The 14,038-nt window shown below is 71.0% G+C and carries 15 protein-coding genes and 1 pseudogene; 14 read left to right on the top strand and 2 right to left on the bottom strand.

Going from position 1 to position 14,038, the window contains the following annotated elements:
- Nucleotides 1-176 precede the first annotated feature (176 nt).
- The 9 genes from map to truA all read left to right on the top strand — a co-directional run bounded on the left by map (nucleotide 177) and on the right by truA (nucleotide 6,575).
- On the top strand, nucleotides 177-1,022 hold the full coding sequence (gene map / locus G6R24_RS11225) for a type I methionyl aminopeptidase (RefSeq protein ID WP_163549198.1): 846 nt from the start codon (nucleotides 177-179) through the stop codon (nucleotides 1,020-1,022).
- Between the two features lie 316 nt (nucleotides 1,023-1,338).
- On the top strand, nucleotides 1,339-1,560 hold the full coding sequence (gene infA / locus G6R24_RS11220; RefSeq protein ID WP_006541558.1) for a translation initiation factor IF-1: 222 nt from the start codon (nucleotides 1,339-1,341) through the stop codon (nucleotides 1,558-1,560).
- 80 nt (nucleotides 1,561-1,640) lie between these two features.
- On the top strand, nucleotides 1,641-1,754 hold the full coding sequence (rpmJ, locus tag G6R24_RS11215) for a 50S ribosomal protein L36 (RefSeq protein WP_003956441.1): 114 nt from the start codon (nucleotides 1,641-1,643) through the stop codon (nucleotides 1,752-1,754).
- 214 nt (nucleotides 1,755-1,968) lie between these two features.
- Nucleotides 1,969-2,349, top strand: a complete 381-nt coding sequence (gene rpsM / locus G6R24_RS11210; protein ID WP_163549197.1) for a 30S ribosomal protein S13 — start codon at nucleotides 1,969-1,971, stop codon at nucleotides 2,347-2,349.
- 78 nt (nucleotides 2,350-2,427) lie between these two features.
- A complete protein-coding gene (gene rpsK / locus G6R24_RS11205; RefSeq protein ID WP_011435061.1) occupies nucleotides 2,428-2,832 on the top strand; it encodes a 30S ribosomal protein S11 in 405 nt (134 codons plus the stop codon).
- Nucleotides 2,833-2,927: 95 nt separating this feature from the next.
- Complete coding sequence (rpsD, locus tag G6R24_RS11200; RefSeq protein ID WP_163549196.1) at nucleotides 2,928-3,557, top strand: 30S ribosomal protein S4; 630 nt, start codon at nucleotides 2,928-2,930, stop codon at nucleotides 3,555-3,557.
- A gap of 201 nt (nucleotides 3,558-3,758) precedes the next feature.
- Entirely contained in the window at nucleotides 3,759-4,808 is a 1,050-nt protein-coding gene (locus tag G6R24_RS11195; RefSeq protein ID WP_163549195.1) for a DNA-directed RNA polymerase subunit alpha, read from the top strand.
- Between the two features lie 117 nt (nucleotides 4,809-4,925).
- The gene (gene rplQ / locus G6R24_RS11190; RefSeq protein ID WP_163549194.1) at nucleotides 4,926-5,489 is read left to right on the top strand and encodes a 50S ribosomal protein L17; all 564 of its coding nucleotides are present in this window, start codon (nucleotides 4,926-4,928) and stop codon (nucleotides 5,487-5,489) included.
- Nucleotides 5,490-5,672: 183 nt separating this feature from the next.
- Nucleotides 5,673-6,575, top strand: a complete 903-nt coding sequence (gene truA, locus G6R24_RS11185; RefSeq protein ID WP_225438393.1) for a tRNA pseudouridine(38-40) synthase TruA — start codon at nucleotides 5,673-5,675, stop codon at nucleotides 6,573-6,575.
- Nucleotides 6,576-6,611: 36 nt separating this feature from the next.
- Here the strand turns inward: truA and G6R24_RS11180 are convergent, their stop codons facing one another.
- Entirely contained in the window at nucleotides 6,612-8,231 is a 1,620-nt protein-coding gene (locus tag G6R24_RS11180) for a hypothetical protein (RefSeq protein WP_163549193.1), read from the bottom strand.
- 338 nt (nucleotides 8,232-8,569) lie between these two features.
- On the opposite strand from G6R24_RS11180, the gene rplM reads away from it, so the two are divergent.
- The 4 genes from rplM to glmS all read left to right on the top strand — a co-directional run bounded on the left by rplM (nucleotide 8,570) and on the right by glmS (nucleotide 12,972).
- Nucleotides 8,570-9,013, top strand: a complete 444-nt coding sequence (gene rplM / locus G6R24_RS11175; protein ID WP_163549192.1) for a 50S ribosomal protein L13 — start codon at nucleotides 8,570-8,572, stop codon at nucleotides 9,011-9,013.
- Between the two features lie 94 nt (nucleotides 9,014-9,107).
- Nucleotides 9,108-9,515, top strand: a complete 408-nt coding sequence (gene rpsI, locus G6R24_RS11170) for a 30S ribosomal protein S9 (RefSeq protein WP_163549191.1) — start codon at nucleotides 9,108-9,110, stop codon at nucleotides 9,513-9,515.
- A gap of 109 nt (nucleotides 9,516-9,624) precedes the next feature.
- Nucleotides 9,625-10,992, top strand: coding sequence for a phosphoglucosamine mutase (gene glmM, locus G6R24_RS11165; RefSeq protein ID WP_163549190.1), 1,368 nt, complete (start codon nucleotides 9,625-9,627; stop codon nucleotides 10,990-10,992).
- A gap of 90 nt (nucleotides 10,993-11,082) precedes the next feature.
- On the top strand, nucleotides 11,083-12,972 hold the full coding sequence (gene glmS / locus G6R24_RS11160) for a glutamine--fructose-6-phosphate transaminase (isomerizing) (RefSeq protein WP_163549189.1): 1,890 nt from the start codon (nucleotides 11,083-11,085) through the stop codon (nucleotides 12,970-12,972).
- A 44-nt stretch (nucleotides 12,973-13,016) separates the two neighbouring features.
- On the opposite strand, the gene G6R24_RS11155 is transcribed toward glmS, so the two are convergent.
- The gene (locus G6R24_RS11155) at nucleotides 13,017-13,628 is read right to left on the bottom strand and encodes an SWIM zinc finger family protein (RefSeq protein ID WP_163549188.1); all 612 of its coding nucleotides are present in this window, start codon (nucleotides 13,626-13,628) and stop codon (nucleotides 13,017-13,019) included.
- 207 nt (nucleotides 13,629-13,835) lie between these two features.
- On the opposite strand from G6R24_RS11155, the pseudogene G6R24_RS22300 reads away from it, so the two are divergent.
- Nucleotides 13,836-14,038, top strand: a pseudogene (locus tag G6R24_RS22300) (PadR family transcriptional regulator); the annotation flags it as partial.

Raw genomic sequence — 14,038 nt, 5'->3', positions numbered from 1 at the left:
ACCACGGCGACCGGCCAGCACGGCGCGCCGCCCGCGGGGGGAGCGATCCCCGGTGGGCCGCGCGGCGGTCAGGCGGCCGGTGGCCGAGTGGCCGGGGCATCGGCCGGGGCAGGTGCGGGTACGGCGGTTAGCATCAGGAAGCAGACCAGTACACGGACACGGACCGGGACGAGAGCGTGGCGCGACGAGAACACGTGCAGATCAAGTCAGCGGCCGAGATCGCCAGGATGCGGGTCGCCGGCCTGCTCGTGGCCAGGACGCTCGCCCGGCTGCGGGAGGCTGTCGCCCCCGGGGTCACCACAGCCGACCTTGACGCTCTGGCCGAGCAGACCATCCGCGGCGAGGGGGGTATCCCGTCGTTCAAGGGCTACGCCCAGCCGCCCTATCCCGCCTCGATCTGCAGCTCGGTCAACGACGAGGTCGTTCACGCCATCCCGAGCCGCAAGCGGGTGCTGCACGAGGGCGACATCATCTCGATCGACTGCGGTGCGATCGTCGACGGCTGGCACGGCGACGCGGCGATCACGGTCCCGGTCGGTGAGGTGCCCCCGGAGGTCCTCGCCATGATCGAGACATGTGAGGGCGCGCTGTGGGCGGGGCTCGCGGCGGCGCAGCTCGGCGGCCGGCTCACCGACATCAGCAACGCGGTGGAGCGGCACATCCGCCCGCGTGAGTACGGCATCGTCGACCACTACGGCGGCCACGGCATCGGCACCGAGATGCACCAGCCGCCGCACGTGCTCAACTACGGCCGGCCCGGGCGGGGGATCAAGCTCGTGTCGGGCCTGGCGCTGGCCATCGAACCGATGATCACGATGGGCAGGCCGGACACCAGGGTGCTCGCCGACGACTGGACGGTCGCCACCAGCGACGGCAGCCTCGCGGCCCACACCGAGCACTCGGTGGCGATCACGCCACGTGGGCCCTGGGTGCTCACCGAGCCGGATGGTGGCGTGGCCCGCCTCGCCGCGCTCGGCGTGGCCTGTGGGCAGCCCGCCGACGCGCCCAGCGGGATCGGCTGAGCCCCCGGTACGGGTCTGGCCAGGAGCGTGGGATCGGTGTGGTCCACGCGGCCTGGTCGAGCCTTGTTGGCCCTTGACGGATGGGCCACGTACACTCTTCAGTTGGCGGTCTTCTCACGCCGGTGTGCTCCACCGCGTCGATAGCAGTCGGTGAAAACGTGGCAGTTGCGGTCGGTGGCAGTGTGGTCGACAGGACAGGGCTCCCTTCCGGGTGCTCGGGTCTGTGACCTGGGCTTTTCCGGGTTTTGCCTGGGATCGCCCGACCGGTCGCGGCCGTACCGCCGGCTTACTCGTCGACGTCAGGACAGCGGAGGACATGCCGAAGAAGGACGGGGCCATCGAGATCGAGGGCCGAGTGGTGGAGCCGCTCCCGAACGCCATGTTCCGGGTTGAGCTCCAGAACGGTCATCGAGTTCTCGCCCACATCAGCGGAAAGATGCGCCAGCACTACATCCGGATCCTGCCGGAGGACCGCGTCGTGGTCGAGCTCTCGCCCTACGACCTGTCCCGCGGCCGGATCGTCTACCGGTACAAGTAACACCAGCTCGTCCAGCTCCACGCCATCCCGTCTCCATCGCCACGCGCGGCCCGCGGCTGCGCAGGAGGTTCGCAACAGCCGTGAAGGTCAAGCCAAGCGTCAAGAAGATCTGTGACAAGTGCAAGGTGATCCGGCGCCACGGTCGCGTCATGGTCATCTGCGACAATCTCCGTCACAAGCAGCGCCAGGGCTGAGTCCCCGGCGAGGTGGTCGACGCTTCCCGCGGCTGACACGCCGACGCGTGTCGTTCGTGGCCCACGGCGGGCGTTGACCACCACCTCCACGCGATACCAGGCGCCCCCACGGGGGCGCCTCCACCCCCGGCCCGGAGGCCGGGGCCCAGGCGGCGGGAGCCGCTCGGGACGGTGTCGCCCAAGACCTCCGGTCGCAGGAAGGAAACATCGGTTCATGGCACGCCTGTCTGGCGTCGACCTTCCCCGCGAAAAGCGGGTCGAGATCGCTCTGACCTACATCTTCGGCATCGGCCGCAGTCGCTCGCGGGAAACGCTCGCCGCCACCGGGATCAACCCGGACACGCGGGTGCGCGACCTCAGCGAGGACGAGATCGTCCGCCTGCGCGAATGGATCGACGCGAACTACCGGGTCGAGGGTGACCTCAACCGGGAGATCAAGCAGGACATCCGGCGCAAGATGGAGATCGGCTGCTACCAGGGCCTGCGGCACCGGCGTAACCTGCCGGTCCACGGTCAGCGCACGCACACCAACGCGCGTACCCGCAAGGGCCCGCGTCGCGCCATCGCCGGCAAGAAGAAGGCCGGCAAGAAGTAGTCGGTGCGCCGCCCGGCCGGCCAGGCCGCGGACGACCACTGATCGACGACCTCTCGCACACGGAGACCAGACGCGAAGATGCCTCCCAAGACCCGCGCCGCCGGCGCAAAGAAGGTCCGGCGCAAGGAAAAGAAGAACGTTGCCCACGGGCACGCTCACATCAAGAGCACGTTCAACAACACGATCGTCTCGATCACCGACCCGTCCGGGAACGTGATCTCCTGGGCCTCCGCCGGCCATGTCGGCTTCAAGGGCTCCCGCAAGTCGACTCCCTTCGCCGCGCAGATGGCCGCCGAGAACGCGGCCCGCAAGGCGCAGGAGCACGGCATGCGCAAGGTCGACGTGTTCGTGAAGGGCCCGGGCTCCGGTCGTGAGACCGCGATCCGATCGCTGCAGGCGGCGGGTCTGGAAGTCGGGGCGATTCAGGACGTCACCCCGACCCCGCACAACGGGTGCCGCCCGCCCAAGCGGCGCAGGGTGTGACCATGCGACGCGGCGACCGCGACCGGGGACTCACCCCGGTCGGTGTCGCGGGGTCGCGTACGAGTTCGCGCCAGGAAACGAGAGAGTAGGAATAGATGGCCCGTTACACCGGCGCGGACTGCAAGCGTTGCCGCCGCGAGAAGACGAAGCTGTACCTCAAGGGCAGCAAGTGCGACACCCCGAAGTGCCCGATCGAGATCCGGCCGTACCCGCCGGGCGAGCACGGTCGCGGCCGGACCAAGGACTCCGAGTACCTGCTGCAGAAGCGCGAGAAGCAGAAGTGCGCGCGGATCTACGGCATCCTCGAGAAGCAGTTCCGTGGCTACTACGACGAGGCCAACCGGCGCTCCGGCAAGACCGGTGACGAGCTGCTGAAGATCCTCGAGTCGCGGCTGGACAACGTCGTCTACCGGGGCGGCTTCGCGCCGTCGCGGGACGCCGCCCGCCAGGCGGTGCGGCACGGCCACGTCCAGGTCAACGGGCGCAAGGTCGACATCCCCAGCTACCGGATCACCGAGAACGACATCGTCGAGATCGCGCCGAAGGCCCGGGAGCTCACCCCGTTCGTGATCGCGCGGGAGACCGCCGGTCAGGGCCGGACGGTGCCGGCGTGGCTGGAGTCGATCCCGAGCCAGATGCGGATCCTGGTGCACTCGCTGCCGGCTCGGCAGGTCATCGACACCCAGGTCCAGGAGCAGCTGATCGTCGAGCTCTACTCCAAGTAGAGCCTGGCCGCACCCGGTCGCCTCTGCCATGCACCGTTTCGCGGTGCACACTGGAGAGGCGACGGGTGTTCGCCGGCGCCGCAGGCGCCGGACCCGCGGACGGGGCGGACCGATGTCCCGTCCGCTGGCTGCCGAACTCGGGCAGCTCGCACTACGCGGCGTCATATGGCGGGCGCCGTGGGCGGAAGGATCACCACCACCATGCTGATCGCTCAGCGTCCCACCCTGGTCGAAGACCCGATCTCCGAGTTCCGGTCACATTTCGTGATCGAGCCGCTGGAGCCGGGCTTCGGTTACACCCTGGGCAACTCCCTGCGCCGGACCCTGCTGTCCTCCATCCCCGGTGCCTCGGTCACCAGCATCCGCGTCGACGGGGTGCTGCACGAGTTCTCCACCGTGCCCGGCGTCAAGGAGGATGTGACCGACCTGATCCTGAACCTCAAGGAACTGGTCGTCAGCTCCGACAACGACGAGCCGACCGTGATGTACCTGCGCAAGCAGGGCCCCGGTGAGGTCTCCGCGGCGGACATCGCCCCCCCGGCCGGCGTCGAGGTGCACAACCCCGAGCTGCGTCTGGCGACCCTGAACGACAAGGGCAAGCTCGAGATCGAGCTGACCGTCGAGCGGGGCCGTGGCTATGTCAGTGCCGCGCAGAACAAGCAGGCCGGTCAGGAGATCGGGCGTATCCCGATCGACTCGATCTACTCGCCGGTGCTCAAGGTGACCTACAAGGTCGAGGCCACCCGTGTCGAGCAGCGCACCGACTTCGACCGGCTCATCGTCGACGTCGAGACCAAGCCGTCGATCTCCCCGCGGGACGCGATGGCCAGCGCTGGCAAGACCCTCGTCGGCCTGTTCGGGCTGGCGCAGGAGCTCAACGCCGAGGCTGAGGGCGTCGACATCGGCCCGTCCGCCGCGGACGCGGCACTGGCGGCCGACCTGGCGCTGCCGATCGAGGAGATGGACCTGACGGTCCGCTCCTACAACTGCCTCAAGCGTGAGGGCATCCACACGATCGGCGAACTGGTCTCGCGCAGCGAGGCCGACCTGCTCGACATCCGCAACTTCGGGCAGAAGTCGATCGACGAGGTGAAGACGAAGCTGGGGGCCATGGGCCTGCAGCTCAAGGACTCCCCGCCCGGGTTCGACCCGCGGCAGGCTGTCGACACCTACGGCACCGACACCTACAACGCGCCGTTCTCCGACCCGCACGACGACGGCGCCGAGTTCGTCGAGACCGAGCAGTACTGACCTTCCGAGGGCCCCCGCGCGATGCGGGGGCCCTCGTACGACATCCGGTGGCCGCATGCCGCCGTCCTACGGGCGGGCAGCCTGGCGGGACAGTGAAAGGAACGAGGAGCACTCATCATGCCCACGCCAACCAAGGGCGCCCGGCTCGGTGGCAGTCCCGCACATGAGCGGCTGCTGCTGGCCAACCTCGCCACCGCGCTGTTCGAGCACGGCGGCATCACCACCACCGAGGCGAAGGCCAAGCGGCTGCGTCCGTACGCCGAGCGGCTGGTGACCTTCGCCAAGCGCGGTGACCTGCACGCCCGTCGCCGGGTGATGCGCCACGTCCGGGACAACTCGGTCGTGCACACCCTGTTCACCGAGATCGGTCCCCGGTACGCCAACCGCGAGGGCGGCTACACCCGGATCATCAAGCTCGGTAACCGCAAGGGTGACAACGCTCCGCTGGCCCGCATCGAACTGGTCGAGGCGCTGACCGTCGGCCAGCAGGCCGTCGGTGAGGCCGAGCGCGCCCGCGGCACCCAGTTCGCGGAGCGCACCAGGCCGACCGGCGCCACCGCCGAGGCCGCCGAGGACCTGGCCAAGGAGTCTCCGACCGCCGCCGCCGCCGTCGCCGCGCAGGCGGCCGAGGCACCGGCCAGCGAGGCTGCGAAGACCGATGCCCCTGACACCACCTCCTAAGGTGTCAGCTGCGTTCTGACCTGTTCTGACCGCTGGTTCGAGTGTCGCGCACGACCGCGGCGAAGCTGGTCGTGACGATGGCCGAAGGCCCGCCGCCCGGAAACGGGTGGCGGGCCTTCGCCGTTGCGACGGCCACGGTGCCGCGCACCGTCCAGGCAGTGCCCATCGCTGGGGGAGTACGAAATGGCCGATGACACGGGAGCCGACCTGGGCAGCGGCTCCCCACCGCGAGCCGTGCACAGCCTGCCGCCGGTCGTCGGCTCCGGGGCGGGTCTGGTCCGGCTGCGGCTGGGCATCACCTACGACGGCACGCCGTTCGCCGGCTGGGCCCGCCAGCCCGCGCAGCGAACCGTCCAGGGCGATGTCGAGGACGCGCTCATGCGGGTCGCCCGGCTGTCCGCGGTCCGGCTGACCGTCGCCGGACGGACCGACTCCGGGGTGCACGCGCTCGGGCAGGTGGCGCATGTCGACCTGCCCAACGAGGTGCCACTGGGTGGTCTTGCCCGCCGGCTCAACGGGGTGCTTGACCGCGCCATCCGGGTCACCGCGCTGGCGCCGGCGCCGGCCGGCTTCGACGCCCGGTTCTCCGCGCTGTCCCGCCGTTACGTCTATCGGATCACCGACGCGGCGTTCGGCGCCGAGCCGCTGCGCCGCTTCGACACCCTGGCCTGGCCGCGACCGCTGGACGCGGGGGCGATGGCGACCGCCGCCCTGGCGCTGCTCGGCGAGCATGACTTCGCCGCGTTCTGCCGGCGCCGGGAGGGCTCGACCAGTGTCCGTACCCTGCTGCGCCTGGACGTGTCCCGTCGCCGCGACGGTGTGCTGACCGCGGACGTCGAGGCGGATGCCTTCTGCCACTCGATGGTCCGCGCCCTGGTCGGGGCGCTGCTCGCGGTCGGCGAGGGCCGTCGGCCGCCGAACTGGCCGCTGGCCGTGCTGCGCCGCGGACTACGCGACCCCGCGGTCACGGTCGCCCCCGCGCACGGCCTGACCCTGGTCGAGGTGCGCTACCCCCCGGACGCGGCGCTGGCCGCCCGGGCCGAGGTGACCCGGGCCGTACGCGTCCCCACCACCCCGTCTGGTTGAGCCGTCACCACACCGGACGGCGTGAATCCGACCGGGTCAGCGTCGTGGGCCGTGGCCGAGGACGGCGCGGTCACCGATGGGTTCGGTGGCGAGTGCGGCGAGGTCGGTCTGGGCGGCCCGGAGCGGGACGTCGGTGGCCGCGCCCGCAGTGCCGTCGACGTAGGCGACCTGGGTGTAGACCAGGTAGTGACCGTGGCTCTGTGCCCCGCGCCAGGAGTTGTTGCCGCCGGGGCCGGTGATCCGTGCGTCCTTGACGCTGCCCGCGGGGATGGGCAGCGGTGCGATGCCCCCGCTGCCCTGGTTGAGCACCTGGGCGCCCTGGGTCGCCGTCGTGCTCGTGTCGAGGCGGAACACCGTCACACCGGTGAGGACCTGGCGGGTGCCGGCCGCGGGCGTGCTCAGCAACAGCGCGCGCACCACCTGCGCGCAGTGGGTGCCGGCGAACAGAGTGGTCAACTGGCCGGTCAGCTGTGGGCAGCCGCTGTCGAGCCGGGTGGCGATCCGCTGATAGCGACGTCCATGCCGGTCGATGGAGGCGTCGGCGAAGAACTCGTCCGCGCGGATCGGGTCGACGTCGGTGCTCACACTCTCGAGGAAGTTCGCCGGAATCGGCGCCAGCGAGACCGCCGTGCTGGGCTGCGCCCCCGGGGAACCGCCGTCGTCCCCGCCGCGCAGTGCCACGACGGCCACCGCCGCGATCAGCACCACGACGGCACCGGCCACGACCAGCAGCGTCCGCCAGGCCCGCGGAGGCCGTCTCCCCGGTTCGTCGGGGTCCGGACCGAACTCGTCCTGCGGACCAAACCCGCCGGACGCCTCACCCCGCGGGTCACCGCCCCGCGGATCGTCGCCCCAGGAGCCGCCTCCGTCGGAGCCGAAGCCGTCGGAGCCGTACCCCAGCGGGCTACCGGAGGCCACGGAACCGGACTCGGACCCGGACGTCGCGAATCCGCGATAGCCCGAGGTCGGCCCGGTCGCGCGCAGGCTGGCGGGGGGCGCGCTCTCGCCGGCCCCGGTCCGGGACGCCGGACGTTCATGCCGGCTCGGCCAGCCATCCGCGGCCGACTCCTGGACCGCGGCGGTGCCGTACCCGGTGCCGGCGCCAGCGCGGGTCGGACCCGGTCGGGTCACCGGCGTCGGCATCGTCGCCGGTGATATCTCGCTTCCCGCGGTCAGCTGACCCGCGGTGGACTCCTGCCCTCCAGTGAGCTCGGGCTCCCCAGCGAGCTCCGGGCCCGTCGTGAACGGCAGGCCCGTGGTGAACGGCAGACCGGCGGTGGAGGGATCGACCGTCGCGGGCTGGGACGGCGCCGTCGAGGTGGGGTGGTGGCCGGTCGAGGTGGGGAGGTGGTCGAAGGAGAACGCGTAGTTGCGCGGGCCACCGAACAGGGGATCGTCGGTCGGGGGCGCCCACCCGTCGTACGTGACGTGGCGACCGTGCAGATCCAGACCGGACGTCGCCGGGTCGGACCTCGCCGGGCCCGGCGACGTGGGCCCAGGTGGGGCTGGGCGAGGCGTCGCGGGGGCCGACGGGTCCGCATCCGGCGAGGTCCAGGCGGTGGAGCTCCAGCCCGAGGGGGAGTGTTCCGGCGAGTCGTGGCCTGGAAGGTCAGGGATCGGGCGCCCTGCCTGGCCCCCGCCATCCGATTCAGTCATCCCGGCCAGAATAGCCAGGGTTTGTCGGTGCGTCGGTCCGAGCGGAAAGTCCGTGGGCGTCGCCGATACCCGGGTGTGCCCGGGCCGGCGCCGGCCCGACACCGGTCCGACACCGACCGTCGGCGACGTCGACGCGTCCGGGTCGGTAGGCTCACGGATCACGCCGGATGGCGGGGGTGGAGGGCCGCGAGACGGCTTCTCCCGGCAGCCTGGTAACCTCAAAGACTGCTGCGCGTGACACGTCCCGTCTGCGCGCTCCACATTCTTGACGAGTCCCGCCCGTTCGGCCCCCTCGGGGTCGTGCGGAGGGAGTGTCGTCCGAACGAGAAGGCAGACCTGTGCGCACGTACCAGCCCAAGCCCGCGGATGTTCAGCGCGTCTGGCACGTCATCGACGCCACCGACGTGGTGCTCGGCCGGTTGGCGACCCAGGCCGCCACACTGCTGCGGGGCAAGCACAAGCCGATTTTCGCCCCGCACATCGACACCGGCGACTTCGTCATCGTGATCAATGCCGGCAAGGTGGCGCTGAGCGGCAACAAGCGCGAGCAGGCGCAGTACCACCGTCACTCGGGTTTCCCGGGCGGTCTGCGCAGTACCTCCTACGGCGAGCTGCTCGACACGCGGCCCCAGGTCATCGTCGAGAAGGCGATCAAGGGCATGTTGCCGCACAACCGGCTCGGCCGTGCCCAGGGCACGAAGCTGAAGGTCTACGCGGGTCCCACCCACCCGCACGACGCTCAGCAGCCCACCCCCTTCGAGATCATCCAGGTCGCGCAGTAACCGCGGACCTCCTCCGGCCGGTTCGGGTGGCGCCGCGAGGCCGCTGCCGTCGCCGGCTTCGGGAACCACGCATCAACCGAGGAAGGAACGCGACGTGGCTGTCGTGACCGACGTACAGGGCAATCCCCGCGCCACGGGCCGGCGCAAGGAAGCAGTGGTCCGTGTGCGGCTGCTGCCCGGGACGGGGCAGTGGACGCTCAACGGGCGTTCGCTGGAGGAGTACTTTCCCAACAAGGTGCACCAGCAGCTCGTCAACGAGCCGCTGAAGGCGCTGGAGCGCACGGAGTCGTTCGACATCATCGCCCGCCTGCACGGCGGCGGTGTGTCGGGCCAGGCCGGTGCGCTGCGACTCGCCGTCGCCCGCGCGCTGCTCCTGGTGGATGAGGAGTCCCGGCCTACTCTGAAGAAGGCCGGCTTTCTCACCCGTGACGCCCGGGTCAAGGAGCGCAAGAAGTACGGCCTGAAGAAGGCCCGTAAGGCTCCGCAGTACAGCAAGCGCTGACCCGTGTCCCCGCACCGCCCGGCTCACCACGAGCGGGCGGGTGCGGGGGCTCGACACCGCCGTCGCCTGAACGGGTCTCCGCTGATCCTTCGAGCATGGGAGACCCTCAGTGACGAGGCTCTTCGGCACCGATGGTGTCCGGGGTGTCGCCAACGTCGATCTGACCGCGGAGCAGGCCCTCGCGCTTGCGTCCGCGGCGGCGGAACTGTTGGGGCGGCCCGGCGAAGCCGCCGGCCGCTCCGGCGTTGCGCGTCCGTTGGTGATCGTCGGGCGGGACACCCGCCCGTCCGGTGAGTTTCTCGAGGCCGCGGTGGTGGCCGGTCTGGCCGCCTCGGGTGTCGACGTCGCCCGGATCGGGGTCGCGCCGACACCGGCCGTCGCCTACGCCGTTGCCGGTACCGGGGCGGCCTTCGGCGTGATGCTGTCCGCCAGCCACAACCCGATGCCCGACAACGGCATCAAACTGTTCGCCGCCGGCGGCCTGAAGCTGCCCGACGACGTCGAGGACGCCATCGAACGACGGATGGCCCATCCGCCCACCCGTCGCCCCGTCGGCGGTGACGTCGGCCGGGTCCGCGACGTGCCCACGCTCGTGGACGACTACGCCCAGCACCTGCTGCGGGCGCTACCGAACCGGCTCGACGGGCTGCGCGTCGTGCTGGACTGCGCCCAGGGCGCGGCATCGTCGATCGGCCCCCGGGTGCTGCGCGAGGCCGGCGCCGAGGTGATCGCGCTGCATGCCGACGGCGACGGCACCGCCATCAACGAGGCCAGCGGCGCCACCCATCTGGAGAGCCTGCGCGCCGCCGTGCTCGAGCACGGCGCGGACGTCGGCATCGCCCACGATGGCGACGCGGATCGCTGCCTGGCCGTCGACGCGTCCGGCGAGGTCGTCGACGGCGACCAGATTCTCGCTGTCTGCGCCCTGGCCATGGCCGAGCGCGGCGAGCTGACTGGTAACGCGGTCGTCGTCACGGTGATGTCCAACCTGGGTTTCCACCACGCCATGCGCGAGGCCGGGATCGCCGTGGTGACCACGCCCGTCGGCGACCGGTATGTGCTCGAGGCGATGCGCGCCGGGGGTTACGTCCTCGGTGGCGAACAGAGCGGTCACGTCGTCTTCGCTGATCATGCGACGACCGGCGATGGTCTGCTCACCGCGCTGCGGCTGCTCGGTCGGGTCGCGGAGAGCGGCCAGCCGTTGGCCGAACTCGCCAAGGCGATGACCCGACTGCCGCAGGTGCTCGTCAACGTCCGCGGGGTCGACCGCGCCCAGGTGACCACGTCGTCGGCGCTGCGGGTCGCGGTTGCGCAGGCCGAGGAGCAGCTCGGCGACGCCGGACGGGTGCTGCTGCGTCCCTCGGGCACCGAACCGCTGGTCCGGGTCATGGTCGAGGCGGAGAGCGACCGGGTCGCCGGCGAGATCGCGCACCGGCTGGCCGCCGTCGTCCAGGGGTCGCTGGCGATCGTCAGCTGACACCGCTCGGGAGATCACACTCGGACAACACTCCCGGCTCAGGTGGGGGAGTGCCGGTGGAGCCGGCGGCACCTGCGTACGCTGAGCGCCATGTGCGGGATCATCGGGTACGTCGGTGACCAGTCGGCTCTGGACATCTCTCTGCAGGGTCTTCGGCGGCTGGAGTACCGAGGCTATGACTCCTCGGGCATCGCTGTGGTGGGCGCGGGTGAACTGCGGACGGCTCGGCGGGCGGGCAAACTCGCGAACCTGGAGAAACTGCTCGCCGAGAACCCCGAGCCGGATCCGATGCCCGGTACGACCGGGATGGGCCACACCCGCTGGGCGACCCATGGCGGTCCGACCGATGTGAACGCCCACCCGCACATCGACTGCACCGGTGCGATCGCCGTCATCCACAACGGCATCATCGAGAACTTCGCCCTGCTGCGCGCCGAACTCGAGGCCGGTGGGCACGAACTCGCCAGCGAGACCGACACCGAGGTCGTCGCCCACCTGCTCGAGGTCGAACTCGCCGGCGACCCGGACCCGGATCCGGACCCGGCCGCGGTGTCCCATCCGCTGGCCGCGGCACTGCGGCGGGTCTGCCGGCGGCTGGCCGGCGCGTTCACACTCGTGGTCGTGCACCGGGACTTTCCCGAGGTGGTCGTCGGGGCCCGGCGCAACAGTCCGCTGGTCGTCGGGCTGGGCGAGGGTGAGTCGTTTCTCGCCAGTGATGTGTCCGCCTTCATCGCCCACACCCGGGAGGCGATGGAGATCGGTCAGGACCAGGTGGTCGAGGCCCGCCGGGACGGTGTGATCGTCACCGACTTCGAGGGCCGCCCGGTGCAGAACCGGCGCTACCACGTCGACTGGGATGCCAGCGCCGCCGAGAAGGGCGGCTACCCGTACTTCATGCTCAAGGAGATCAACGAGCAGCCGACCGCGCTGGCCGACACCCTGCGTGGCCGGCTGTCCCCGCAGGGCGCCATCGTCCTGGACGAGGAGCGCCTCTCGGCCCAGGACTTCCGCGATGTCGACAAGGTCTTCATCGTCGCCTGCGGCACCGCGTACCACGCCGGGCTGATCGCCAAGTACGCCATCGAACACTGGACGAGGCTGCCCTGCGAGGTCGAGATGGCCTCGGAGTTCCGCTACCGTGACCCGGTCCTGGACCGTTCGACCCTGGTCATCGCGATCAGCCAGAGCGGGGAGACCCTCGACACGCTGATGGCGGTCAAGCACGCCCGGGAGCAGAAGGCCCGGGTGCTCGCGATCTGCAACACCAACGGTTCGACCATCCCGCGTGAGTCGGACGCGGTGCTCTACACCCACTGCGGGCCGGAGGTCGGCGTCGCCTCGACGAAGACCTTCCTCGGCCAGGTGGCGGCGTGCCTGCTGGTCGGTCTGTACCTGGCCCAGGTGCGGGGCGTGCTCTACGGCGACGAGGTCGCGGCCTACGTCGAGCGCCTGCAGCGGATGCCCGAACTGGTGGAACGCACCCTCGGGAGGCTCGAACCGATCCGCGAACTCGCCCGGGAGCTGGTCGACGCCAAGGCGGTGCTCTTCCTCGGCCGCCACGTCGGCTATCCGGTGGCGCTCGAGGGCGCGCTCAAGCTCAAGGAACTGGCCTACATGCATGCCGAGGGCTTCCCCGCCGGGGAGCTCAAGCACGGGCCGATCGCGCTCATCGAGCCGGGTCTGCCAGTGCTCGTCGTGGTCCCCTCGCCGCGTGGACGAGCGAACCTGCACGACAAGATCGTCTCGAACATCCAGGAGGTCCGGGCCCGCGGGGCGCGCACCATCGTCATCGCCGAGGACGGGGACGTCGCCGTCGAGCCCTACGCCGACCATGTGATCCGGGTGCCGGAGACGACGTCACTGTTCGCCCCGCTGGTCACCACGCTGCCGCTGCAGGTGTTCGCCTGCGAGCTTGCCCTGGCCCGTGGCCTGGACGTCGATCAGCCCCGCAACCTGGCGAAGTCCGTCACCGTCGAGTAACCCCGCCAGCCGAGGGGTCGGTGCCTCGCCGGCCCGGCCGCGGCTCAGGCGGAGGGGGTCGCGCCGTGCTGGCGGCCGTGCCAGGCGACGGTCGCCTCCCACAGGGCGTCGGCGACGGCGTCGTTCTCGTCGGCGGCGTCGAGCAGGGTCTCGACCAGTTCCGCCCGGGGCGCCCGGCTCAGGAACACCCGCATCGCGGCGTGCACCGGATCGTCGGCGAACAGCGAGCTCTCCTCGATGGCGCCGTCTTCGTCCTCGTCGTCCTCGTCGTCCTCGTCGTCCTCGGCGTCCTCGTCGTCCTCGTCGTCCTCGGCGTCCTCGGCGAGACCCGCCGAGCCCGTGGCGACCAGGGCGACGGCCACGGCGTGCCGACAGAAGGTGCCGGTGGCGCCCTCGGGGCAGGTGCAGCCGGTCCACGGCCCGTCGTCGGCCGCCTCGAGGCGGACCTCGTGCGGGCCGTCGTCGTCCACCGTGCCGGAGGCGTTGGTGGGCCGGATGCGCAACTGCTCCACCCGCCCGAGCAGGGCGAGGTTCACACCCTCGATGAACACGTCGGTGCCGGCGCGTTGCGCGCACGCCCGTTCGGCGAAGGCCGCCTCGAGCGGGGTGACAGGGTCCCCGTCGTGCCCGTTCTCCCCGGACACAGAAATGATCACTGGCTAATCCTACGGAATCCACGCGCGAACGGGGCCGGCCGGTCGGCTCCGCGGCGGATGATCCCCGACCCGGGGGTTGCCAGACGTACGATCGCGATATATCGTGAGCGTACGTCGCGGCGACAAGATGGTCGTTGTTGGTTTTCTGTAGCGCGGCCCCGGCGGGTCTGGCCCGGGCGGGGCGCAACCACTCCGAAAGGAAAAATCATGACTTCGCATGCGATGTCGGGCCCATGGGGCTCACAAGGTGCCTGGGGCGGCCGGGCCGGATGGGGCTTCCCGTTCGATCCCGCGCGGCTGTCGGAGGTGTTCGAGGCGATGGCCGGTTGCGCCGACCGGCGGGCCCCCGAAGGGGAGTCCTCCGGTCGGGGTCGCACCAGCCGCGCCGCCCGCGGTGGGCCTGGCGGCCC

Source organism: Candidatus Frankia nodulisporulans (genome assembly GCF_902806475.1).
GTDB classification, from domain to species: domain Bacteria; phylum Actinomycetota; class Actinomycetes; order Frankiales; family Frankiaceae; genus Frankia; species Frankia umida.
This window is presented reverse-complemented; position numbering and strand designations above follow the sequence as displayed.